18 protein-coding genes are annotated in these 20,543 nt (G+C 71.4%); 12 read left to right on the forward strand and 6 right to left on the reverse strand.

Annotated elements, in window-relative coordinates:
- Positions 1-121: 121 nt before the first annotated feature.
- Positions 122-1,084, forward strand: coding sequence for an alpha/beta fold hydrolase (locus tag WME75_RS07800; RefSeq protein ID WP_437487931.1), 963 nt, complete (start codon positions 122-124; stop codon positions 1,082-1,084).
- On the opposite strand, the gene WME75_RS07805 is transcribed toward WME75_RS07800, so the two are convergent.
- Both WME75_RS07805 and WME75_RS07810 read right to left on the reverse strand, forming a co-directional pair.
- A complete protein-coding gene (locus WME75_RS07805; protein ID WP_437487934.1) occupies positions 1,022-2,011 on the reverse strand; it encodes a penicillin-binding transpeptidase domain-containing protein in 990 nt (329 codons plus the stop codon). The two genes, WME75_RS07800 and WME75_RS07805, sit on opposite strands and share 63 nt — an antisense overlap.
- 29 nt (positions 2,012-2,040) lie before the next feature.
- Entirely contained in the window at positions 2,041-4,017 is a 1,977-nt protein-coding gene (locus WME75_RS07810; protein ID WP_437487937.1) for a MutS-related protein, read from the reverse strand.
- A 114-nt stretch (positions 4,018-4,131) separates the two neighbouring features.
- Between WME75_RS07810 and WME75_RS07815 the strand changes: the two genes are divergently transcribed.
- From WME75_RS07815 to WME75_RS07855, 9 genes are all read left to right on the forward strand, one after another.
- The gene (locus WME75_RS07815) at positions 4,132-5,121 is read left to right on the forward strand and encodes a transaldolase (RefSeq protein ID WP_437487940.1); all 990 of its coding nucleotides are present in this window, start codon (positions 4,132-4,134) and stop codon (positions 5,119-5,121) included.
- A gap of 281 nt (positions 5,122-5,402) precedes the next feature.
- Entirely contained in the window at positions 5,403-6,167 is a 765-nt protein-coding gene (locus tag WME75_RS07820) for a class I SAM-dependent methyltransferase (RefSeq protein WP_437487943.1), read from the forward strand.
- 10 nt (positions 6,168-6,177) lie between these two features.
- Complete coding sequence (locus tag WME75_RS07825) at positions 6,178-7,026, forward strand: class I SAM-dependent methyltransferase (protein WP_437487945.1); 849 nt, start codon at positions 6,178-6,180, stop codon at positions 7,024-7,026.
- On the forward strand, positions 7,019-8,074 hold the full coding sequence (locus tag WME75_RS07830) for a polysaccharide deacetylase family protein (RefSeq protein ID WP_437487948.1): 1,056 nt from the start codon (positions 7,019-7,021) through the stop codon (positions 8,072-8,074). The genes WME75_RS07825 and WME75_RS07830 overlap by 8 nt, the downstream gene beginning before the upstream one ends.
- A gap of 156 nt (positions 8,075-8,230) precedes the next feature.
- Positions 8,231-9,232, forward strand: coding sequence for a hypothetical protein (locus WME75_RS07835; protein WP_437487951.1), 1,002 nt, complete (start codon positions 8,231-8,233; stop codon positions 9,230-9,232).
- Between the two features lie 162 nt (positions 9,233-9,394).
- On the forward strand, positions 9,395-9,721 hold the full coding sequence (locus tag WME75_RS07840; RefSeq protein ID WP_437487954.1) for an acyl carrier protein: 327 nt from the start codon (positions 9,395-9,397) through the stop codon (positions 9,719-9,721).
- Positions 9,718-10,662, forward strand: a complete 945-nt coding sequence (locus WME75_RS07845; RefSeq protein WP_437487957.1) for an SAM-dependent methyltransferase — start codon at positions 9,718-9,720, stop codon at positions 10,660-10,662. Before WME75_RS07840 ends, WME75_RS07845 begins: the two co-directional genes overlap by 4 nt.
- Complete coding sequence (locus WME75_RS07850; RefSeq protein ID WP_437487959.1) at positions 10,659-12,332, forward strand: AMP-binding protein; 1,674 nt, start codon at positions 10,659-10,661, stop codon at positions 12,330-12,332. Before WME75_RS07845 ends, WME75_RS07850 begins: the two co-directional genes overlap by 4 nt.
- Before the next feature lie 250 nt (positions 12,333-12,582).
- Positions 12,583-12,768 (forward strand): hypothetical protein, encoded by a 186-nt coding sequence (locus tag WME75_RS07855; RefSeq protein ID WP_437487961.1) that lies wholly within the window; start codon positions 12,583-12,585, stop codon positions 12,766-12,768.
- A gap of 117 nt (positions 12,769-12,885) precedes the next feature.
- Here WME75_RS07855 and WME75_RS07860 read toward each other — a convergent pair whose 3' ends face one another.
- Together WME75_RS07860 and WME75_RS07865 are read right to left on the reverse strand one after the other, a co-directional pair.
- Entirely contained in the window at positions 12,886-14,025 is a 1,140-nt protein-coding gene (locus tag WME75_RS07860) for a glycoside hydrolase family 5 protein (RefSeq protein ID WP_437487964.1), read from the reverse strand.
- Positions 14,026-14,524: 499 nt separating this feature from the next.
- Positions 14,525-16,012: a carboxypeptidase regulatory-like domain-containing protein gene (locus WME75_RS07865; RefSeq protein WP_437487966.1), complete on the reverse strand. Its 1,488-nt coding sequence runs from the start codon at positions 16,010-16,012 to the stop codon at positions 14,525-14,527.
- 417 nt (positions 16,013-16,429) lie between these two features.
- Here WME75_RS07865 and WME75_RS07870 point away from each other — a divergent pair, with 417 nt between their 5' ends.
- Both WME75_RS07870 and WME75_RS07875 read left to right on the forward strand, forming a co-directional pair.
- Positions 16,430-17,815 (forward strand): MATE family efflux transporter, encoded by a 1,386-nt coding sequence (locus WME75_RS07870; RefSeq protein WP_437487969.1) that lies wholly within the window; start codon positions 16,430-16,432, stop codon positions 17,813-17,815.
- Between the two features lie 104 nt (positions 17,816-17,919).
- Positions 17,920-18,276, forward strand: coding sequence for a hypothetical protein (locus WME75_RS07875; protein ID WP_437487972.1), 357 nt, complete (start codon positions 17,920-17,922; stop codon positions 18,274-18,276).
- Between the two features lie 54 nt (positions 18,277-18,330).
- On the opposite strand, the gene WME75_RS07880 is transcribed toward WME75_RS07875, so the two are convergent.
- Both WME75_RS07880 and WME75_RS07885 read right to left on the reverse strand, forming a co-directional pair.
- Complete coding sequence (locus WME75_RS07880; RefSeq protein ID WP_437487974.1) at positions 18,331-18,969, reverse strand: hypothetical protein; 639 nt, start codon at positions 18,967-18,969, stop codon at positions 18,331-18,333.
- Positions 18,970-19,082: 113 nt separating this feature from the next.
- Positions 19,083-20,513, reverse strand: coding sequence for a sigma 54-interacting transcriptional regulator (locus WME75_RS07885; protein ID WP_437487977.1), 1,431 nt, complete (start codon positions 20,511-20,513; stop codon positions 19,083-19,085).
- Positions 20,514-20,543: the final 30 nt, after the last annotated feature.

The raw sequence follows: 20,543 nt of genomic DNA on the forward strand, positions 1-20,543 counted from the left end.
GCGCGCCCTCGGCCTAGCCGCGCGCTGTCCGCCGTCCGCCGGCGAGCGGGCGGCTCCGCCTCGCGCGCCCGCCCGCGCCTCCGTCCGCGCGGGAACCCTCCCGATCTGCTATTCCCGGCGTATGGGCATCCTCCCGCTCGCCGAGCGACTCGCCAAGAGGGCGCTGAACCGATCCGGGGTGCAGAGCCGCTGGGTCGACACGTCGGTCTGCCGGCTGCACCTCTACGATGCTCCGGGCACGGGCCCGCTCCCGACCGTGGTCCTGCTCCACGGCATCGGCTCCTCGGCGCTCCCGTACGCGCCGGTGCTCCAGCGCCTGCGGCGGCGCGCCCGCCGCGTCATCGCCGCGGAGGCGCCGGGGCACGGGTGGAGCGCGACGCCCGCGTCGGCGTTCACGCCGGAGTGCCTCACCACCGCCATGAACGAGCTGCTCGACCGCGAGCTCGACGAGCCGGCCCTCGTCGTCGGCAACTCCCTCGGCGGCGCGGTCGCGGTGAGCTACGCCCTGAGCTCCCCGGACCGCGTGCGCGCGCTGGTGCTCGCGTCGCCGGCCGGCGCCTGCATGGAGCAGGACGAGCTCGCGCAGCTGCTCGGCACGTTCAAGCTGCGGTCGCGGGCCGACGCGCACGCGTTCTTCGCGCGCCTCTACCACCGCGTGCCGTGGTTCACGCCGCTGGTCGCCGGCGACGTCGTGCGGATGTTCTCGCGCGAGACCATCGTCTCCTTCACGAGCTCGACCCGGTGCGACCACGCGTTCACGCCCGAGCAGCTGCGGTCCCTGTCGATGCCGATCCTGCTGATCTGGGGCCGCTCGGACCGCCTCATGCCGGGCGGCAACCTCGAGTACTACCGGCGGCACCTCCCGCCGCACGCGGAGATCGAGGAGCCCGAAGGCGTCGGCCACTGCCCGCACGTCGACGACCCGCGCCGCTTCGCCGAGCGGGTCGCCGCGTTCGCGCGGGAGGTGCTCGCGAGGCCAGCGGGCGCGCCCGGGCCAGCGGCCTCTGGCGCGCCGCCCGCGTCAGGCGTCCTCGGGGAGCGCGCCGTGCCGCTTGAGCAGGGCACGGGTCAGGCTGCGACGTAGCGGCATGATCCGCTTGCTGTCGCTGCCCTTGCCGAGGAGCACGGTCGCGTAGACGTAGGTGTCCGCCCCGCGCTCGACGTAACCGACAAGCCAGCCGGTGCTCGATCGCTCGTCGACCTCCATCCCCGTCTTGCCGCGCAGCGTGTACGTCGGCGTCTGCTCCAGCACGATGAGCCGCTTCACGATGTCCAGGCTCCTCGCCGAGCAGGGCAACGAGCCGGCGTGGAGCCGCCGCAGGAAGTCGATCTGCTCGTGCGGCGAGATGCGGAGCCCTCCGGTCAGCCAGAACCTGTCGATGCCGCCCGAGATGTCGCGGTTGCCGTAGCCGAACGCGTCGAGGTGCGCCTGCATGCGCTCGGGCCCGATCCGGCGCGCGACCTCCTGGTAGAACCAGACGACCGAGTGCTTCATCGCCGACGCGAGATCGTGATCGCGGTTCCAGTCGGGGATGCTGCGCTTCACGCCGTCCCACCGCAGCGAGAAGCGCTCATCCGGGATGACCCCGGTCTCCAGGCCGATGAGCGTGTTCGGGATCTTGAAGGTCGAGGCGGGGACGTACCGCGCCGCCGCGCGATCCGGGTTCACGACGCGGGTGACGCCCCGCGCGGCGTCGAAGAGGACGAACGCGCCGTCCACGCCCTCCGCGCGGAGGAGCGCCGCCCCGCCCTCGTCGACCTCGGTCCTCGCCGCGGGCGCCGCGGCGGCTGCGTCCGCCTCCGGCGCGGCCGCCGGCGCGCCCTGCCCCGGGGCGGCGGGCGGCGGCGTCGCTTCGCTGCCCGGCGGTGGCGGCGGAGGTGGCGCTGGCGGAGGCGGCGCCGTGGCGCAGGCGCTCGCCGCCGCGAGGAGCGCCGGGAGAGCGCAGCCGAGGAGGGGACGCGCGGCCGCGACGACGCGCCGCGCGAGGCAGGAGGAAGGCGGAAAGAGCATGGCGCCCCCAACGCGGCCGCGCGCCGCGCTTATTCCCGCGCCGCCGCCATCTCCGGCGCGGCGGCCGTCGCCGGCGCGGCGGCCGTCGTCGGCGCGCGCTCGCCCTCCGAGAAGTCGAGATCGATCCCCACGATCTTCATGAGCCGCAGCGCGTTCGCGCTCGTCACGACGCCGGGCTTCAGCTTGTAGTCGAAGGTCATCCGGTCATCGACCACGAGCTCCTCGAAGTGCATGTTGCGCACGCGGCCCGCGGTCTCCTGCTCCAGCACGGAGATCCCCATGTCGTGGGACGACACCGCGCCGATGGCCCCCCGCTCCACGATGTGCCTCACGACCGCCCTGGCGCCGATCTGGCGCTCGCGCGCGTTCGTTCCGTGGAGGATCTCGTCGAGCAGGAACAGCACCGGCTCGCCGCCGTTCACGCCGTCGACGACGCGCTTCAGGCGGGTCAGCTCGGCGTAGAAGTGCGAGACGCCTTGCTCGAGCGAGTCCTTGATCCGCATGCTCGTCCGGACGCGGACCGGCCACAGCGACAGCGACGACGCGCAGACCGGCGCGCCCGCGAGGGCGAGCACGGCGTTCACCCCGACCGCGCGCAGCAGCGTGCTCTTGCCCGACATGTTCGAGCCCGTCACGAGCAGCGCGGCGCCCGCGCCCTCGAGCGAGACGTCGTTCGTCACCCGGCGGTCGCGCGGCAGGAGCGGGTGGCCGAGCCCCGTCGCCGTGAAGCGCGGCTCGCCGTCCTTCACCTCGGGGTAGGCGTAGTCGGGGTTCTCGTGCGCGAACGTCGCGAGGCTCGCGAGCGCCTCGACCTGTCCGAGCGTCCGCATCCACGCCTTGACGTGCCGGCCCGCGCGCAGCTTCCACCGCTCCAGGGCGAGCGCGCACCACACGTCCCAGAGCAGGAAGATGTCGGCGACGAGATGGATGAGCCCGCTGTGACGCAGGTCCGAGTAGCCCACCCGCGTCTCGAGCGCGGTCATCTCGCGCGAGGCGAGCGCCCCCGAGGGGCCGGCGAGCTCCGCCTTGAGCTCGCTCAGGAGCGCCGACGAGAACGCCTGCTGCTCGATGCGCGCGAGGAGCGGCCGGTACCGCGCGAACGGCGCCTCGCGCGACGACGCCGCGGTGAGGATCGGCTCGATCGCGGGCCGCAAGAGGAGCAGCACGAGGAGCTGGGCCGCGAACGGCAGGACCCAGGCGTGGCGGAGCAGCCCGAGCTCTTCCGCCGGGATGAGCTGCGGCGCCGCGAGCAGCGCGAGCGTCAGCGGCACGAGCACCTTCGCCGCGGTCAGGAGCGCGCTCGTCGGCAGGCCGCCGGCGCGCGCCTCGGCGCCGAGCAGCGACGGGGGCGCCTCGGCCCACGCAATCAGCGGCCCGGCCTCGCGACCGCGCGCCCCCGCCTGGAGGCCCACCACGGCGAGATCCTCCCGGAACGCGCCGAGGCCGGCGAGCTCGCGCACCGCCTCCTGCCGCGCCGCCACGCCGGCCGCGGGAGAGGGCTCCGTGAGCCAGGCCGCGAGCGTGGCCTCGCCCTCGCCGGTCTGGGCCACGTCGAGCAGCTGGAACAGCGACGCCTGCCCGAACACGTCGAGATCGCCCGCGTAATCGTGGTCCGCCGCGCCGAAGCGGTCGCCCCGCTCGGGGAAATCGGCGAAATCGCCGGCGACGCGCCGCTTGCCGCGCACGTAGAGGCCGATGCGCTGCTCGAGCTCCGTCATCCGGGTGACGAGGCGCGCGTGCGCCACGAGCAGCCCGAGGAACACCGCGGTCACCGCCCCGGCGGCGTACGCGACCCACCGCGGCACGTCGCCGAAGAGCGCGTACCCCCCGGCCACGGCCGCGGCCACGAACGAGACCCCGCGCAGCAGCGAGAACGTCCTCGACCGGCGCTCGAGCGCGCCGGCCTCGGCGCGCAGGACGGCCAGGCGATCGTCATACGCGGACAGGACGCCCTGCGCGACGGCGTTGGGGGGCGGCTGCACGACGGCGTTGGGGGGCGGCTCCACGGGGCGCTGTCCATAAGCCACCGCCGGCCGTGCATCCAGCGGCAGGGCAGGGCCCCCGCACGAAGGCCACGAAAGCGTTGAAGCGTCCTGCCTGGCTGCTCGTACAATGGCGCCATGGACCAGAACCTGCTGGAGCGCCTCAAGGCGTACACCGTCGTCGTCGCCGACACCGGCGACATCAACTCGATCGAGAAGTTCCGCCCGCAAGACGCGACGACGAACCCGTCGCTCATCACCGCGGCCGCCCAGATGTCCGAGTACGCCGACATCGTGAGCGGCGCGCTCGCCTGGGCACAGAAGGAGGCGGGCCAGGGCAAGGAGCCGGGCGACGCCGTGAGCCTCGCCTTCGACCGGCTCGCCGTCGATTTCGGCTTGCGCATCCTGAAGATCATCCCCGGCCGCGTCTCGACCGAGGTCGACGCGCGCCTCTCGTACGACACCCAGGCGACCCTCGAGAAGGGCCGGCGCATCGTGCGCCTCTACGAGGAGGCCGGCGTCTCGCGCGAGCGCGTCCTCATCAAGATCGCCTCGACGTGGGAGGGCATCCGCGCGGCGGAGGTCCTCGAGAAGGAGGGCATCCACTGCAACCTCACGCTGCTCTTCGGGCTGCACCAGGCGATCGCGTGCGCCGAGGCGGGCGTGACGCTCATCTCGCCGTTCGTCGGGCGCATCCTCGACTGGTACCTGAAGGACACGGGCCGCGCGAGCTACGCGCCCGCCGAGGACCCCGGGGTCGTCTCGGTCACGAAGATCTACAACTACTACAAGAAGCACGGCTACAAGACCGAGGTGATGGGCGCGAGCTTCCGCAACCTCGACGAGATCAAGGAGCTCGCCGGCTGCGATCTCCTGACGATCTCGCCCAAGCTGCTCGCCGAGCTCGCCTCCGCGCGCGGCGAGCTGCCGAGGAAGCTCGACCCGGACGCGGCGCGCGCCCAGCACATCGAGAAGATCACGATGGATGAGGCGACGTTCCGCGCGATGCACAGCGCCGACCGGATGGCGAACGACAAGCTCAGCGAGGGCATCGACGGCTTCGCGAAGGCGCTCGCCGCGCTCGAGGTCCTGCTCCGCGAGCGCCTGCAGAAGGGGGCTGCCTCCTAGCGCCGGCGGCGCGAGCGCGGCCCGCGGGGCGGAGCGTCGAGGGGCACGCGACCGCGCGGCCCGGCTGGCCACCCAGCCGGCCCGGGTAGCCCGATGGACGGCGGCGCGGGAAGAAGGCGGAAGGCCGGCTTGCGCGCGGGCCTCCCGGTCTTCTAGGATTCGCGCAGCTGGATGGCACACGGGTCGCATTGGATCCTCCGCACCGCGGCGGGTCCAATGCGGTCCTCCGAGGAGGCTCGGCGTGGAGCCGTCCCTTCCGTCATGGCAACGAGGAGGCGACGTTGAAGCTCACGTCACAGGATTACTGGGAGAACCATTGGAAGGGCTACGCCGGGGCCGAGGACATGGGCGGCGGCTGCGAGCTCTACGACGACATCGCTCCCTTCCTGCCGCGCGGAGAAGGTTTGTCGTTCCTCGAGATCGGGTGTGCGCCGGGCCGCATCCTCGCCGATTTCTGCGGGCGCCTCGGGTTCACGGCCCACGGCCTCGACTACGCCTGCGACCCGGCCGTCGTCGCAGACGAGCTCACGAAGCGCGGCGTCAAGGTCGGCAAGATCGAGAAGGGGGACTTCTTCTCCTGGAAGCCCGAGGAAAAGTTCGATATCGTGGCTTCCTTCGGGTTCATCGAGCACTTCGATGACGCGGGGTCGGTCGTGGATCGGCACTTCGAGATGGTGAAGCCGGGCGGCACCGTGGTCGTGGCCATGCCGAACTTTGCCGGCGGGCAGAGGGCGCTCCACTGGCTGTTCGATCGCAAGAACCTGAACGGCCACAACACCCGCATCATGAACCTGCCGTTCCTCGAGGCCGCTGCCCGCCGCAACGGCGCCGAGATCGTCCAGGCCCGTTACACAGGCGGCCACTTCGATTTCTGGCTGGACGACGAGGCGCCGCTCCTTGCGCGGCGTGTCATCTGGAAGCTCGTGCCGCCGCTCCAGGCGCTCGCGCGCCGGGTGGTCCCGGGCGAGACGAACCCCTGGTTTTCCCCCTACCTGGTCGCCATCTACAGGGCGCCCATGCGGTCCGGGGCAACGCCCGACGCTTGATCCTTCCCCGATGAGCGATCCCAGCCCGAACGTCATCTCGCCGCCAGCTGTCCGGGACGCAGACGCCGACCGCCGCTTCCGCGAGTGCGTCCAGCGCCACGGCTGGGATCCGGACGACACCTTCGTCGGGGGGTATGTCGACTGGGAGTGGCGGCACAGCCGCCACGCCTACGACGATCTCTTCACCTCGGTCCGCGGCAAGAAGGTGCTCGAGTTCGGCTGCCACATGGGCGCGACCGCGATCGTCCTCGCGACCCTGGGCGCGGACGTGACGGCGATCGATGTCGACCCCATGTACGTCGAGCTGACCCAGCTGAACGCCGAGCGCCACGGCGTGTCGGACAGGGTGCGCGTCCTTCACGTCCCCGACACGACCTCGCTTCCGTTCGCGAACGGGGAGTTCGAGCTCGTCTCCTGCAACAGCGTGCTCGAGTACGTCCCGCCCGGGCTCCTGCCCGTCGTCCAGCGCGAGATCGACCGGGTGGTCGGGCCGTGGGGGTTCATCGTCATCCTGGGCACGAGCAACCGCCTCTGGCCGGTCGAGCTCCACAGCCGCCGCGTCCTGATGAACTACGTGCCTCGCCCGCTGCACCCGCTGTTCCCGGGCAAGTCGCTCTACAGCGTATTTCCCTGGCAGCTCCGGCGCGGGTTCGGCGATTATGCGGATATCTCGCAGCAGGATCGGGGCCGGTTGATCGTCGACCTGAAGGCCAAGATGGGCATGTCCGGGCCGCGGCTCAGGGCCTTCTCCGCGGCGAACCGGCTGCTCGGCCCGCTCGGGATGCACGTGGGCTTCGTGGCCCCGACGATCACGATGGTGCTTCAGAAGCGTGGTGAGGGAGGAGCAGGCGATGGCTGACGGGAGGACGCGGGTATACATTACCGTGGACGTGGAGTGCGCCGAAGAGCGCATCACGGGCGACAGCAAATCTCCCGCGATGGGCTACGACCTCCGCATCTGGGGCCGCTTCGTCAACCAGCGCGAGCCGCTCGGCATCGAGCTCATCATGCGCGAGCTCGAGGCGTGCGGTCAGCGCGGGACGTTCTTCGTCGAGGCGATCGGCTCGTACAGCTTCGGGATGGACGGGCTCAAGAACGTGTGCCAGGCGCTGCACAGCCGGGGCCATGACGTGCAGCTGCACGTGCACCCCGTGCAGCGGCGCGCCGACTGGCACACCCGGGGCGAGGCCCGCGTCTCGGACGACATCGCCGACTATCCGGTCGAGGAGCAGGCGCGGCTGCTGCTCGAGGGGCGCGACCTGCTCGTGCGCGCGGGCATCCCGGCGAGCGAGCTGCTCGGCTACCGCGCCGGCAACTTCGGCGCGAGCAACGACACCTGGCGCGCGATGAAGCTGGCGGGGCTCGTGCTGAGCAGCAACTACAACCCCTGTTACTTCAACAAGAACTGCAAGATGCAGTATCCCGGCGCGCGGCTCGGCCTCTTCGAGACGCCCGAGCGGGGGGTGTACGAGCTGCCGGTCACGAACTTCATCGAGCCGACGAAGCGCTTCAGGCACCTTCAGATCACGGCGGTGACGCTCGACGAGATCAAGCACTGTCTCCTCCGCTACCGCGCGCTCGGGGTCAAGGAGGTCACGCTTGTGACCCACTCGTTCGAGTTCTACTTCCTCGACTCGGCGGAGGCGCGCCGCGGCTACCTGAACCGGCTCAACATGGAGCGGCTCCGCGGGCTCTGCCGCTTCCTCGAGGAGAACTCGAAGGATTTCGAGGTCGACACCGTGGGCGCCCTCGCGCGCCGGCTCGCGGACGCGGCGCCCGAGGCGCCCAGCGCGGACGACAGCGAGCCTCCCTCGCTGCAGTTCCCCCAGTCCAATGCCATTCACCACGCCCGCCGCGTCGTCGAGCAGGCGTACAAGCGCGTCGCGCAGCGCTTCACGTTCGGCTAGGCCGGCCCGTCGGGGGTCTGGCCAGCTGACCCAGGGACGTCCTCGCCCCTGCGCCGCCTCGGGCCGCCTCTGCAAAGCGCGGCCGGCCGGCGCGTTATCGCCGCCGCCTGCTGCGTCGGCGGCCCTCCGGCGGTGCTCCGGTGCTAAGTAGCGCGCATGCGGCTCATCGGACAGATCCACGTTTCGCTCAAGGGCAGCCTCATCCAGCGCGACCCCACCCTGTGGGAGAAGCTGAAGCGCGGCTTCGGCGCCAGGGTGGACCTCGACACGGATCGCATGCGCGTCGAGCTGGAGGCCACCGCCGTGATCGACCAGGTGCGGCGGGCGCTCGTCCAGCTCGGGATCGGCAACGCCCTCTCGCTGGTCATCGACGATACCGTCATCTTCCAGGACACCGACGGGAAGCCGGACGATCTCCCCGATCTCGTGCTTGCGCTGTCCGAGCACTCCGCCGTGTTCGGGCGCGGCTTCAGCGAGCTCAAATTCGCCGCCGAGCACGAGGAGGCGGGGCTGCACCTCGTCATCGAGACGCGCGCCCGCACCGAGCACGCCGAGGACGAGCCGGCGGGGATCGTGTCCGTCGGCGGGCGCGTGCGGGATCTCGAGCCGCGCGCCGGCGAGTCCGCGGAGGACTATCGCCGCCGCGTCGAGCCCCTCGCGAAGGATCCGGCGCTGTTCGAGACGGCGCGGATGCAGTTCGAGTCCTTCGTCGGGCGGCTCGAGGGCGCCTTGAAGGCGTCGATTCCGGAGGCGCGCGTCGAGCAGCGGCACGCCGAGGCGCGCGTCGTGCACGCGCCCCAGGGCGACGGCGCGGCTGCCGGAGGGCAACCGGCCAACCCCACGCACCCCGCCTACGACCCGTTCGTGGCCTACTACCCTCCCAGCCCGCTCGGCATGATGCTGGACGTGATGCTCATCTCCTCGTTTATGCACATGATGTCGCCTCCCCACGTGCTCTTCGTGAGCCCGGCGGGCACGCCGCTCGGCACGGCGCAGGAGGCCGCCGCGGATCCTGGCCTCTTGAACAACGCCGAGCGCGGCGGCGACGACCCGGGTGCCGGCGACGAGGGCGACGGGCCGGAAGGCGGCGAACCGTGGGGCGATGACGGCGGCGGGCTCGATGACGGCGGCGGGATCGACGGCGATTTCGGCGATTGAGCCGCTCGCGCCGGGCCTGCGGGCGAGCGAGCTCGTCCTGCATGGACGGCGAATGACAGTCATGGTACTGCCCATTACGGCCGTGACCGGCGCTGGCATGGAGTACCTCTCGCGCCGGCGCGCTGAAGGTCGCGCGCGCCGAAACCTGAACTGGAGAGCGCGATGAAGAAGAGCGAGGCGGCGCTACAGAAGCAGCCGCAGGTGGCGGGCGGGGGAGATCCGGAGATCGCCCGCGAGGTCCGCACCATCATTGCAGAGCGATGTGGGATGAGCGTCGATGCCGTGACTCCCGACCTGTCTCTCGAGAACGGCCTCGGCGTGGATTCGCTGGCGCTCATCGAGGTCAACGTCGCATTGGAGGAGCGATTCCAGATCGTGGCGCCCGATTTCGCGGCGCCCGAACAGGCGCAGATCAGCACGGTCGGTGACGTGATCGCCTTCGTCGAGGCGCAGCTCGCGGCGCGGGGCGGCCGGGGAGGGGCGCCGTGATCGCGCCGCGCACGCGCGCCGAGCGCGAGGCCGCCTCCCGGACGCCCGAGGAGCAGCGGGAGCACGAGCGGCGGGAGGTCGCCGCCCATTACCAGAACGACCCGGAGATCTTCTCCATGGTCCTCGACAGCCGCCTGGCCTATGCGACGGGCATCTTCCTCGATCCCGGGGAGAGCCTCGAGACGGCGCAGGAGCGGAAGTACGACTGGGTCCGCCGCGAGCTCGACATCCACCCCGGCGAGCGCGTCCTCGACGTGGGGTGCGGCTGGGGCTCGAACCTCATCTATCTTGCCGAGCACACCGGCGGGAGCTTCCAGGGCGTCACGCTGAGCGACAAGCAGCGGCAGGAGGCGCTCGGCCGCGCCGACCGGGCGGGCGTCGCCGCGCGGGTCCGCATCGACCTCGCCCATATCGAGGACGTCGACCTCGAGCCCGAGTCGCTCGACGCCGTGCTCTTCGTGGGCAGCATCGTGCACATGCACAACCGCGAGCGGATCCACAAGAAGATCGCCGCCGCGCTGCGCCCGGGCGGCAGGCTGCTCATCTCCGACTGCTATTTCCCGGCGCGCGCCCGCGGCGACCGGGAGAGCGCTGCCACGCAGTACATCTTCGTCCAGGCGCTCGGCTATTGCCGCCTGATCTCGCTCGCCGAGGAGCTCGGGATGATCGAGCAGGCCGGCCTCGATGTCCGGCGCGTCGAGGATCTCACGAGCTCGTACGTGCACACGGTCGCCCGCTGGATCGACAACGTGCGCTCGAACCGCGCCCGGATCGACGCGCGCGCGCCCGGCTTCTCGCGGCTGCTCCAGACGTACATGACCGTGGGCCGGCTCTCGTTCGCGCGGCGCACCGCGCTCGAGTACATGATCGTGGCGACGAAGGCCGGCGGCCGCGAGCGCCTCGGCGTCGCGCCCTCTCCCGAGCCGGGGCGCGCGCCGTGAGCCGCGCGCTCGCTGCGCGGACGGTCGCCGGCCTGCTCAGGGCGCGGGCCGAGGCGACGCCGGAACGGTTCGGCTTCTATCACAAGCAGCAGGGCGAGTTCGTCGGCTGGTCGTGGGCGGAGTACTGGCGCCGCGCGTGCGCGGCGGCCTCGGGCCTGCTCGCCGCGGGGGTTCGCCCGGGCGACCGCGTGCTCCTGCTCGTGACGGACGTCGAGGTGGCGGTGCCGTGCCTCTTCGGCGTCTGGGTGCTCGGCGCGGTGCCGATCCAGGTCGGGGTGCCTTACCGGCTCACCGACGTCGCGGCGTTCCTCGGCGAGCTCCGGCGGACGGCCGCCCGCGTCGGCGCCCGCGCGCTCGTTGTCTCGTCCGCGCTGCTCGGCTTCGCGCAGGGCGAGGGCGGCGCGGACGACCTCCTGCAGCTCGCCGCCGAGCCGCTGCTCGACGCGCCGCTCGCCGCCTCGCTGCCGGATCCGGAGCGCGCGCCCGGCCCGGCGCTCATCCAGCTCACGAGCGGCAGCACCGGGCACCCGCGCGGCGTGGTCATCCCGCACGAGCGGCTCATGCTGCACCTCGACGCGATGAGCCAGCGCCTCCCGATGCGCGGCGAGGGGGCGGGGGGCGTCTCGTGGCTGCCGCTCCACCACGACATGGGGCTGGTCGGCGGGCTGCTCTTCCCGCTCTTCAACGACTTTCCCGTGCACATGCTCTCGCCGCTCGAGTTCCGGACGCGGCCGTTCTCGTGGCTCTCGGAGATGTCGAGCCTCCGGGGCGCCATCTCGCTGGGGCCGCCGAGCGCCTATTCCATCTGCATCGGGCTCGCCCGTCGCGCCGTCGAGGCGGGGCTCGACCTCGGCGCGTGGCGGTGCGCGATGGTCGGCGCCGAGCCGATCTCCCCCGCCTTGCTCCGCCGCTTCGCCGACGCGTTCGCGCCCTGCGGCTTCCGCCTCGAGGCGTTCTTCCCTGTCTACGGGCTGGCCGAGGCGACGGTCGCCGTGACCTTCCCCGAGCTGCTCGGCGCGCCGCGCTTCCTCACGGTGGATCGCGGCCTGCTCGAGCGCGAGGGCCGGGTCGAGGAGGCCGCGCCGGGACCTCTGTCGCTGGAGCTCGTCGGCCTCGGCAGGCCGATCCCGCGCACCGAGCTCCGGATCGTGGACGCCGGGCAGAGCCCCGTCCCGGAGCGCACGGTGGGGGAGATCGAGGTGCGCTCGGAGACCGTGATGGAGGGGTATTTCAACGACCCCGAGGCGACGGCCGAGGCGCTCGTGGGCGGTTGGCTGCGCACGGGCGATCTCGGGTTCGTCGATCGCGGAACGCTGTTCGTCACCGGCCGGAAGAAGGAGGTGATCATCAAGGGCGGGCACACGATGATCCCCGCCGTGATCGAGGAGATCGCGTCCCGGGTCGACGGCATCCGGGCCGGGTGCGTGGTCGCGGTGGGGATTTTCCTCGAGGAGCGCCAGACCGAGGCGGTCTATGTGGTCGCCGAGACGCGCGTCGAGGTCGCCGAGCACGCCGGCCTCACCGAGCGCGTGCGCGAGGCGCTGCGGGCGAACGGCGTCACCATCGACCAGGTCGTCCTGCTCCCGCCGGGCGAGCTGCCCAAGACGACGAGCGGCAAGCTGCGACGCCGCGAGGTGGCGGAGCGGCTGCGCGCGGGGGCGCCTCGCTGAAGGGCGCCGGCTCCCTCCACGGGGGGCGCCCGTGGGGCTGAGCCCGGACCGGCGACAGTGCAGCTCCGGGCTTCCGGGCCGAGCTGTCGGTTCGCCGATGTTCGCCGATCGACCGTCCTCCAGAGATCTTTCCCGCTCGCCTCAACGATGGACAGACTCGTCGTGGCTCGGCCGATTTCGCGGGCGTCGCACGGCGGCGCGCGATAAATCCAGGAATCGCTCTCCGGAGCACAACCGAACGGGACCGTCCATGTCGAGTCGCCCGAGAGATCACAAGTCCACCTGTTCCGCCTCGCTTTCGCCCGAGGCGCGCGCGTGGGAGCTCGAGCAGCTCCGGGCGCTCGGCCTCGAGGACGACGACTGGAGCTCGGGCGACCAGTGCCCCTTCTGTGCCGGGCAGCCCCTGTCCGTGGAGAGCAAACGAGAGCGCGGGTGATCGGCGCGGCGAGCTCGCGCTCGGCAGGCGCGGCTGCGGGCTCACCGGAGAAGCGGAGCCGTCCTCGGGCGCCTGCGTCTCGCTGTCGAGGGCGAGCGCCCGGGGACCGCGCGCGGATCACTCGGCGATCTTCGCCTTCACCCACTTGCCCGACTCGGTGAGGTCGTTGTCGGTCCAGTTGCCCATGGTGTTGGCGCTGGGCTTGAGCGCGGAGCACGCCTCGTCCTTGTCGCCCAGCGACCAGTTGGCCCAGCCGATGTTGTGCTTGTCCAGGAAGTCGAGCCAGGTCCCCGCCTGCGCGAAATCGAGCGCGCCGTTGCCGTCGGCGGCGCAGGTCCCCCACTCGGTCACGAACAGCGCCAGCCCCTTGTCGATCGCGCGCTGAGCCTTTTCCCGCAGCGCTTCCCTGTGCGTCGTGGCGTAGAAGTGAAGGGTGTACGCCACGTTCGGGTCGTTGATGGGGTTGTCCGCGGCGATGTCCGCGTCCTGCGACCAGTTCGGCGAGCCGACGATGATGAGGTTGTTGGCGCCCTGGCCGCGGATGTCGGCGATCACCGTCTCGGCGTACGCCTTCACGGTGCCCCAGTTGTTCGTGTTGAGCGGCTCGTTGAAGACCTCGAAGATCACGTTGGGCACGTTCTTGTAGGTCTGCGCCACCTCGCGGAAGTAGCTCCTCGCCTGCTCCAGGTGGTCTTGCGCGTTGTGATCGTGCCAGTCGAGGATCACGTAGACGCCCTTCGCGATGGCCGCATCGGCGATGACCTTCGCCTTCGCCTTCTCGGGTCCCATGTTCGCGAGGTAGCCCTCTCGCCCCTCGATGCCCATCGCCGCGCGGATGACGGTCGCGTTCCAGTTGTCTGCGACCGAGTTGACGACGCTCGCGTTGTAGTAGTTGCTCCACTGGCTCCAGAACAGGCTCATGCCTTTGAGCTGGACCGGGACGCCGTGCTCACCGACGATGTTGCCGTCCTTCACCTTGAGCTGGCCGTGACGCTCGACCGGCGTTCCGTCCGTGGGCACCACCCCGGAGCCCGTGCTCGTCGTCGACGAGGTCACCCCGGTCCCCGTCGTGGTCGAGCTCGCCGAGGTCCCGGAGGTCGCCGAGGTCGCCGAGGTCCCGGAGGTCGCCGAGGTCCCCGAGGTCGTCCCGGAGGTCGCCGAGGTCCCCGAGGTTCCCGTCGTCGCGTCACCGCCGCCGGCGCCGCCCGCGCCGCCCGCGCCGTCGTTTGTCGACGCGTCACCGCAGCCGACCAGCACGGCTGCTTGCAACGCAACCGCTGCAAGACCGAATGACCACTTCGACCTGCCAAGCACACCGCGAAGCGAAACGCTCTTCATCATGTCCTCCAAGGGAAGTCACCGTATGGCGCGGCATTAAAAGGGCAGTCCAGCGCCATGGCAAGCCCTCTGCGCGATAAAAGTAAATAGTAAAGACTTAGTCTGATGATGTGATCCAAGGCACAATGCTGCCGCGCGCAACCCTCGAGGGCGGGCCACCGTAAGCCACCCGCGAGCGCGTGAGGCGAGGCCTTCACGGGCGCCGATGTGCCTGAGCTGCGGTGTGCAAGCAATTGAAATTTCCGCAAGATGCATGCCAGTCCGCTGGATCCGCGGCCCGGTCGCTGCCGCCCCTCGTCTGTGGCCTGCGCGAGCTGTCTTCCCCGCGTGGATCCACGCAGGCTACGGCGCCCCCCTCGGTGGTCGGACGACCACCCTGGTCAACCGCCCATCCATGCGCAGGGCGTCAAGAGAGCCGTCACCTCGGTACGGGCACGGGCGGCGGCTCGTCGTCCGGCGTGATGCAGGCCGACAGGTCGAACAGCATGAAGAGCAGCGCCTTCTCCTGGGCCGTCAGCCCATGGATCTCCCCGTCGCGGTCCTCGCACCCGCTCGGGAACGGCGCCCCGGCGATGTCGCTCGCCGCCACGTGGATGTCCGTGTACACGAACCGGCCGCACTGCTGTTCTTCCGGGGAGCCGATCGGCGTGTTGAACGTGAAGTACTTCACCCCCGCGCGCGCGTCGAACTCCGGGTCGGCGTCGTTGTAGAGCCACCGCGTCGCGATCTCCTCGTTCACCGAGCTGACCCAGTGCTGCGGATCGTTGATCTCGATCTGTCCGGGCACGGCCGACGCCTCCACGGTGACGAGCCAGTCCCGGAGCGCCATGCCCTTCGGGAATGTGGTGTCCACCAGCACGGGGAGCCCGTCGTCGGGGTCGCTCTCCTCGTCCCATTCTGCCGTGTCCGGGAACCGCTCCGGCCCGAGCCGCAGCCAGGTGTTGTGCCAGTGCGACGCGAACACCCGACCTCCGGCGGAGGCGTAGTCGAACATCGCCCGCCGCGCCGTCTCCGGCTTGTCGGCCACGAACGCCGACCCTTCGCACGACAGGATCACCATGTCGTACCGCTGCAGGTTGTCGAGCGAGCGCCAGAACTCCCGCGCAGGGGAGAAGGCCGCGCCGTCGTTCAGCCCGTCGCGGTACCGGCTCGTCGCGCTGTCGCCCTCGATGGCGCGCCCGACGAACAGGTTCACCCGCCCGTCGCCCGTCTCCGGCGTGAACTCCGATGCATCGATACCCATCTTGTAGAGGAGGCACTCCAGCACGTCCATGCCGCCGGTCGTCAGCGCGATCTTCGGGAGGTGGCCCTCCGACTTGCTGCGCGGCAACCGGACCTCCCTGTCCACGGTCGGGTTGTCGACGCACGCCTCGACCCTCGGCAGCGTGAGCTGGCGTCGCCATTTGCCGAGCTGGACGACCAGCGGGATGTTTTCGCCGACCGGCACGTCCTCCAGCACGAACCGCCCCTTCGTGTCCGTCAGCGCGGTCGCGATCGGATCTCCCGAGAGCGTCACGTTGCACTGATCGCAGCTCGCCCCGTCGGTGATCGGATCGAGCTCCCTGTTCGGGACATAAACGATCACGTTGTACAGCGGGAGTTTGCCCGCGGGCTCGTACACGATGCCGCTCACGGTGGTCTTGCCGCCGGCCGGACAGGCGACCTGCTGGCATTCGAGCCCCTCGCACCCGCCGCTCCCGACGGCGGAGCCGCCGCTCCCCGCCAGGAATGGGGTCCCCCCGAAGCCGCCCCCTGCGCCCTGGTCGGCGCCGCCGCCGCCGCCGCCGCCGCCGGACGTGCTCGCGCTCGTCCCGACGGGATCGCCGCACGAGCACCCGGCAATCGTGGCCGGCGCCATGGCCGCCGCGGCCAGGAGCCATCCGGCGCTGCTATGCAATTTCACCATTCGACACCTCCGGGCGCGGAGGCGCGAGGGTGCCCCGCTCTGCCCATTCCGAGGGTAATCGAGGCGAGGGGGAGCCGGGAAGGGACAACCCTGCAAGGAGGCGAGCGCGGAGACGTTTTGCCGTCTCGCCTCGATCTCGTCTCTCCTCACGTCGCCGCGAGAGCGCGGCGCCGAGCCGTCCGGCGCCTCGACCGCCGCTCAGCCGCTGCGACCCGACCCGAGCGGATCGTGAGGAGAGGGGCGACAGCGGCCCCAGCCGCCGTCCCGTGGACCACAGCGCCACGCGGCTGCGGCGCGACGACCCGATGACCGCGCCGCGTCCTCGTTGCCGGCGCGGCGGTCTGCGCCGGGGCCGGCGCCCATCCGGCCGTGTTCCGCCATGGCGAGATGCACCCCGGCAGAGTAGGATGCGGCGCTTTGCAATCAGTCCTTCCGGTTCCTTCTCTTCCTCGCCCCCGCCTGCTCGAGATCACCTGGCCCATCTTCAGCGAGCACCTGCTGCACATGCTCGTCGGGGTGTTCGGCGTGTGGCTGGTCAGCCGCCTCTCGGATGAGGCCGCGGCGGCGTACGGGCTGTCCAACCAGATCATGTTGACCTTCATGATCACCTTTCGCTTCGTCAGCGTCGGCGCGAGCGTGGTGGTCACTCAGTACCTCGGCGCGCGCGACCGCGCCGGCGCCGAGCAGGTCGCGCGGGCGTCGCTCGCGGCCAACCTGTGGCTCGGGGTCTTCAGCTGCGCCGTCATCGCGATCGGCGCGCGACCCCTGCTCGAGCTGATGCGCCTGCCGCCCTCCCTGTTCCCGATCGCGCAGCCTTATCTGATCGCGGTCGGCGTGATGCTGGCGTTCGACGCGGTGAATTTCTCGATGGGCTCGGTGCTGCGCGCGCACACGTACACCCGCGACACGCTGCGCCTCATCGTCGTCATGTACGTCATCCAGCTTTCGCTCAGCCTGCCGCTCATGTTCGGTGTCGCCGGGTGGCCGGGGCTCGGCATGAACGGCCTCGCGCTCGCCGCGGTGATCGCGCGCGCTTGCTCCTTCTGGATGCACCGGCAGCTGTGGATCGCGCGCCTCCGGATCCGCGCGACCTTCGAGGACTTCTGGCGCATCCGCCCCGATCGCCTCCGCGAGATGCTGCACATCGGCCTCCCGGGGGCGGGCGAGAACGTGGTCTATCGCATCAGCTTCATGATCATCCTCGCCATGGTCGCCGACATGGGGCAGACGGCGCTCACCACGCATACGTACACGATGCAGATCGTGCACTTCCTGCTCCTGTTCGGCCTGGCGCTCGGCTTCGGGACCGAGATCGTGGTCGGGCACCACATCGGCGCCGGCGAGCTGCACGGCGCCGATCGCCAGGTGCGCGGCGGCCTGGCGGTCGGGTTCTGCGTGTGCGTGGCCCTGGTGCTCGCGATCGCGCTGATCGGCCCCCACCTGCTCGGCCTGTTCACGCGCGATCCGGAGGTGATCGCCACCGGCTCCAAGCTGCTCTGGCTCACCCTCCTTGTCGAGCCGGGCCGCACGATCAACCTTGTCGTCATCAACGGCCTCCGCGCCGCCGGCGACGCGCGCTTCCCGGTCGCGTTCGGCGTCTTCTCGATGTTCGCCGTGGCCGTCGGGCTGTCCTGGCTGCTCGGCGTCTACCTCGGCTGGGGGCTCGTCGGCGTCTGGGTGGCCTACGGCGCCGACGAGTGGATCCGCGGGCTCGCCATGTCCGCGCGCTGGCACTTCCGCGGCTGGGTGCCCCACGCGCGGCGCACCCGCCGTCGCGTGCGGCTCCACAGCCGCCCGGGGTGATAGCCGGTCGAGCGACGCCACGCCCGTCTCCGCCTCGAAGTGGCATGTCCATTGCTCCACCTCGTCATCGAAGGAGACACGCCATGGCTCAAGACGAGCGCCCGATGCAAGGACGAAGTCCCGAAAGTCCCGCCGCGAGCCCGCCCGGCTACGGCGGTATTTCGGAGGGGACCGTGGGCGACCCGAGCGCAGCGGGGCAGGGCGGAGCGCCCGCGCGCCCGGCGGCGCCGCCGCAGGGCGAGGGCGCCTCGGGCGCGCGCGAGCAGGCGGCGCGCGGCCAGGACGTCGACGAGGGCGACGCGGCGCCGGAGCCCGTCGATACGCCGCGCGGGGGCGGATCGCCCAACGAGGCGATCCCTGGCGTGCTCGACGGGAGCAAGCCGCTGGACCCCGAGTCGAGCGCCGACCACAAGAGCAGCTGGCCCGACGAGGGCGGGACCGGCGAGGCAGGGGCCGGATAGAGGGAGCCGCGGCGCTCGCGCCCCGCGCCTTGTCGCACGGGATCGGGAGCGTGGTCAGACAGGACCACTACCCACCTTCTCGGTCACCGCCATGCAGAGCGCGGCCACCCCGCGCCTCGGCACGGTGACGAGCTTGTCTCGGAACGCGGCGCGCTGGTCGGTGTAGAGCTTCGACACCTTGTGCGAGAGGATCGTCGAGCTCCAGACCGCGACAACGTCGGCCCAGCGGAGATCGGCGTCGGCCTTCGTCGCGTTGCGGTGGCCCTCGCCGTCCACGATGCGGATGTCGACCTCGCCGGCGAGCAGCTGCCGCAGGTCCTCGGCCGTGCCCGGCCCCCCGCCGACCACGAGCAACCTCCGGAGCCCCCGCGCATGGAACGCCCCGATCATCGTGAGCGCCGCCCGCTTGTTCGCAGAGCTGCCGCACATGTCGCAAACTGCGTCGGCGCCGGCCTCGACCATGCGGAGCCCCGCCTTCGCGGGGAGCCTCGCGCACTCGGCGCAGCGGCGCTCGACCGGCTCCGGCGCAGGCGCCGGCGGCGGAGGCCGGGCGAGCGCCTGTTGTGCCCGCTCGACCGTCTCCGGGGGGAGGAAGTCCGCCGGATGCCGGATGTCGGCCGCAGGCGCTTGATCTGCGAGCCAGACGAGCAGCTCTGTTTCAGAAATATTCAGAGATTTTGCGAGGTTGCGCACACGAACGGATCGCGCCATTTCGCCGCGACTGTGACATGGGCGGGGCGGCGGCGCCCTGTCCTATCGCGGGGGGCGGCCGCGGGCTCGCCCCGATCGGTGAGGCGCGACACTTCTCAGTCGAGGGCGGCGGCGCGGCGGAGCCCGTGGCGCTGGAGGAGGCGGTGGAGGTACATCCGGTCGAGCCCCGCCTTGCGCGCGGCGCGGCTCACGTTGCCGTTCGACCACTCGAGCAGCGCGGCGAGGTAGTCCCGCTCGAACCTGTCGATGATGGCCTCCTTCGCCTCCTTGAAGGGCATCTCGAGGTTCGCGGCCGGCGCCTCGCGCGCGGCGTCCGGAGACGCGGAGCCTGGCGACCTGGAGCCCGGCGGCGTGGAGCTGCGCTCGGACGGCGCGGTCGCCCCCATGGCGGCGCCCTCGCCGAGCACGACGCGGCGCTCGACGTAGTTTCTCAGCTCCCGCACGTTGCCGGGCCAGTCGTAGCGCTTCATCTCCTCGATGACCTCGGGCGAAAAGAGGCCCACCTTGTCGGCGGCGCCGAGCTCGTTCAGGAAGCTGTGGACGAGGAGGCCGATGTCCTCCTTGCGCTCCCGGAGCGGCGGGACGCGCACGGTGAGCACCGAGAGGCGGTAATAGAGGTCCTCGCGGAATCGACCGCTGTTCACCTCGCGCTCGAGGCGCCGGTTCGTGGCGGCGATCACCCGGATATCGACCTTGCGCACCCGGCTCTCGCCGAGCCTGCGCACCTCGCGCGAGGCGAGGGCGCGGAGCAGCTTCGGCTGCATCTCCAGCGGCAGCTCGCCGATCTCGTCGAGGAAGACGGTGCCGCCGTCGGCCTCCTCGAAGGCGCCGGCGCGGTCGCGCGAGGCGCCCGTGAACGAGCCGCGCACGTGGCCGAACAGCTCGCTCTCGATGAGGCTCGGCGAGATGGCGCCGCAATCGACGATGACGAGCGGCTTGTCGGCGCGGGCGCCGCGCTGGACGAGCTCGGTGGCGATGACCTCCTTGCCCGTGCCGTTCTCGCCCTCGATGAGCACGTCGGGCGCGCTCTTCGCCACGCGATCGAGGATGTGGAACAGGCGCCGCATGGGGACCGACACGCCCTGGAGCGCGCCGAAGCTGACGGCGCGCGCGAGCTCGGTCTCGGCGACGGCGTCGGCGTCGCGGATGCGCACGACCGACTCGCCGAGCTCGATGCGGCACTCCGGCAGGAGGGCGTCGGCGTCCCGCACGCGGACGCCGGCGATGGTGGTCCCGTTGAGCGAGCCGACGTCCGTCAGCCGGAACGTCGACTTCACGCGCTCGAGGATGCAGTGGAAGCGCGAGACGGCGCGGTCGGCGAGGACGAGATCGTTGCTCTGGTGGGAGCCGATGCGGATGAAGTCGCCGTCGAGCACCATCGACCGGCTCGCGGGCTTGCCCCCCTCGCGCTCGACGCACAGCTCGATGCGGGGCACCGCCACCACCTCGGCCTTCATGCGGGGCTCGGTGGCGGCCGCGAGGCTGGTCGGGCCGGGGTCGTCGGGCGTGGCGGGGGGACGCGACATGCGCGCCATCTTACGCGGGAGCCCGCGGTC

Origin of the sequence: Sorangium sp. So ce1014, assembly GCF_051521505.1 — a bacterium.
Lineage (GTDB): Bacteria > Myxococcota_A > Polyangia > Polyangiales > Polyangiaceae > Sorangium.

What these genes read in the sequence shown, in the direction of transcription:
- WME75_RS07865 (WP_437487966.1), bottom strand. Translation starts at nt 16,012, where the DNA reads ATGGTGAAATTGCATAGCAGCGCCGGATGGCTCCTGGCCGCGGCGGCC.
- WME75_RS07840 (WP_437487954.1), top strand. Translation starts at nt 9,395, where the DNA reads ATGAAGAAGAGCGAGGCGGCGCTACAGAAGCAGCCGCAGGTGGCGGGC.
- WME75_RS07830 (WP_437487948.1), top strand. Translation starts at nt 7,019, where the DNA reads ATGGCTGACGGGAGGACGCGGGTATACATTACCGTGGACGTGGAGTGC.
- WME75_RS07800 (WP_437487931.1), top strand. Translation starts at nt 122, where the DNA reads ATGGGCATCCTCCCGCTCGCCGAGCGACTCGCCAAGAGGGCGCTGAAC.
- WME75_RS07885 (WP_437487977.1), bottom strand. Translation starts at nt 20,513, where the DNA reads ATGTCGCGTCCCCCCGCCACGCCCGACGACCCCGGCCCGACCAGCCTC.
- WME75_RS07815 (WP_437487940.1), top strand. Translation starts at nt 4,132, where the DNA reads ATGGACCAGAACCTGCTGGAGCGCCTCAAGGCGTACACCGTCGTCGTC.
- WME75_RS07855 (WP_437487961.1), top strand. Translation starts at nt 12,583, where the DNA reads ATGTCGAGTCGCCCGAGAGATCACAAGTCCACCTGTTCCGCCTCGCTT.
- WME75_RS07835 (WP_437487951.1), top strand. Translation starts at nt 8,231, where the DNA reads ATGCGGCTCATCGGACAGATCCACGTTTCGCTCAAGGGCAGCCTCATC.
- WME75_RS07825 (WP_437487945.1), top strand. Translation starts at nt 6,178, where the DNA reads ATGAGCGATCCCAGCCCGAACGTCATCTCGCCGCCAGCTGTCCGGGAC.
- WME75_RS07805 (WP_437487934.1), bottom strand. Translation starts at nt 2,011, where the DNA reads ATGCTCTTTCCGCCTTCCTCCTGCCTCGCGCGGCGCGTCGTCGCGGCC.
- WME75_RS07875 (WP_437487972.1), top strand. Translation starts at nt 17,920, where the DNA reads ATGCAAGGACGAAGTCCCGAAAGTCCCGCCGCGAGCCCGCCCGGCTAC.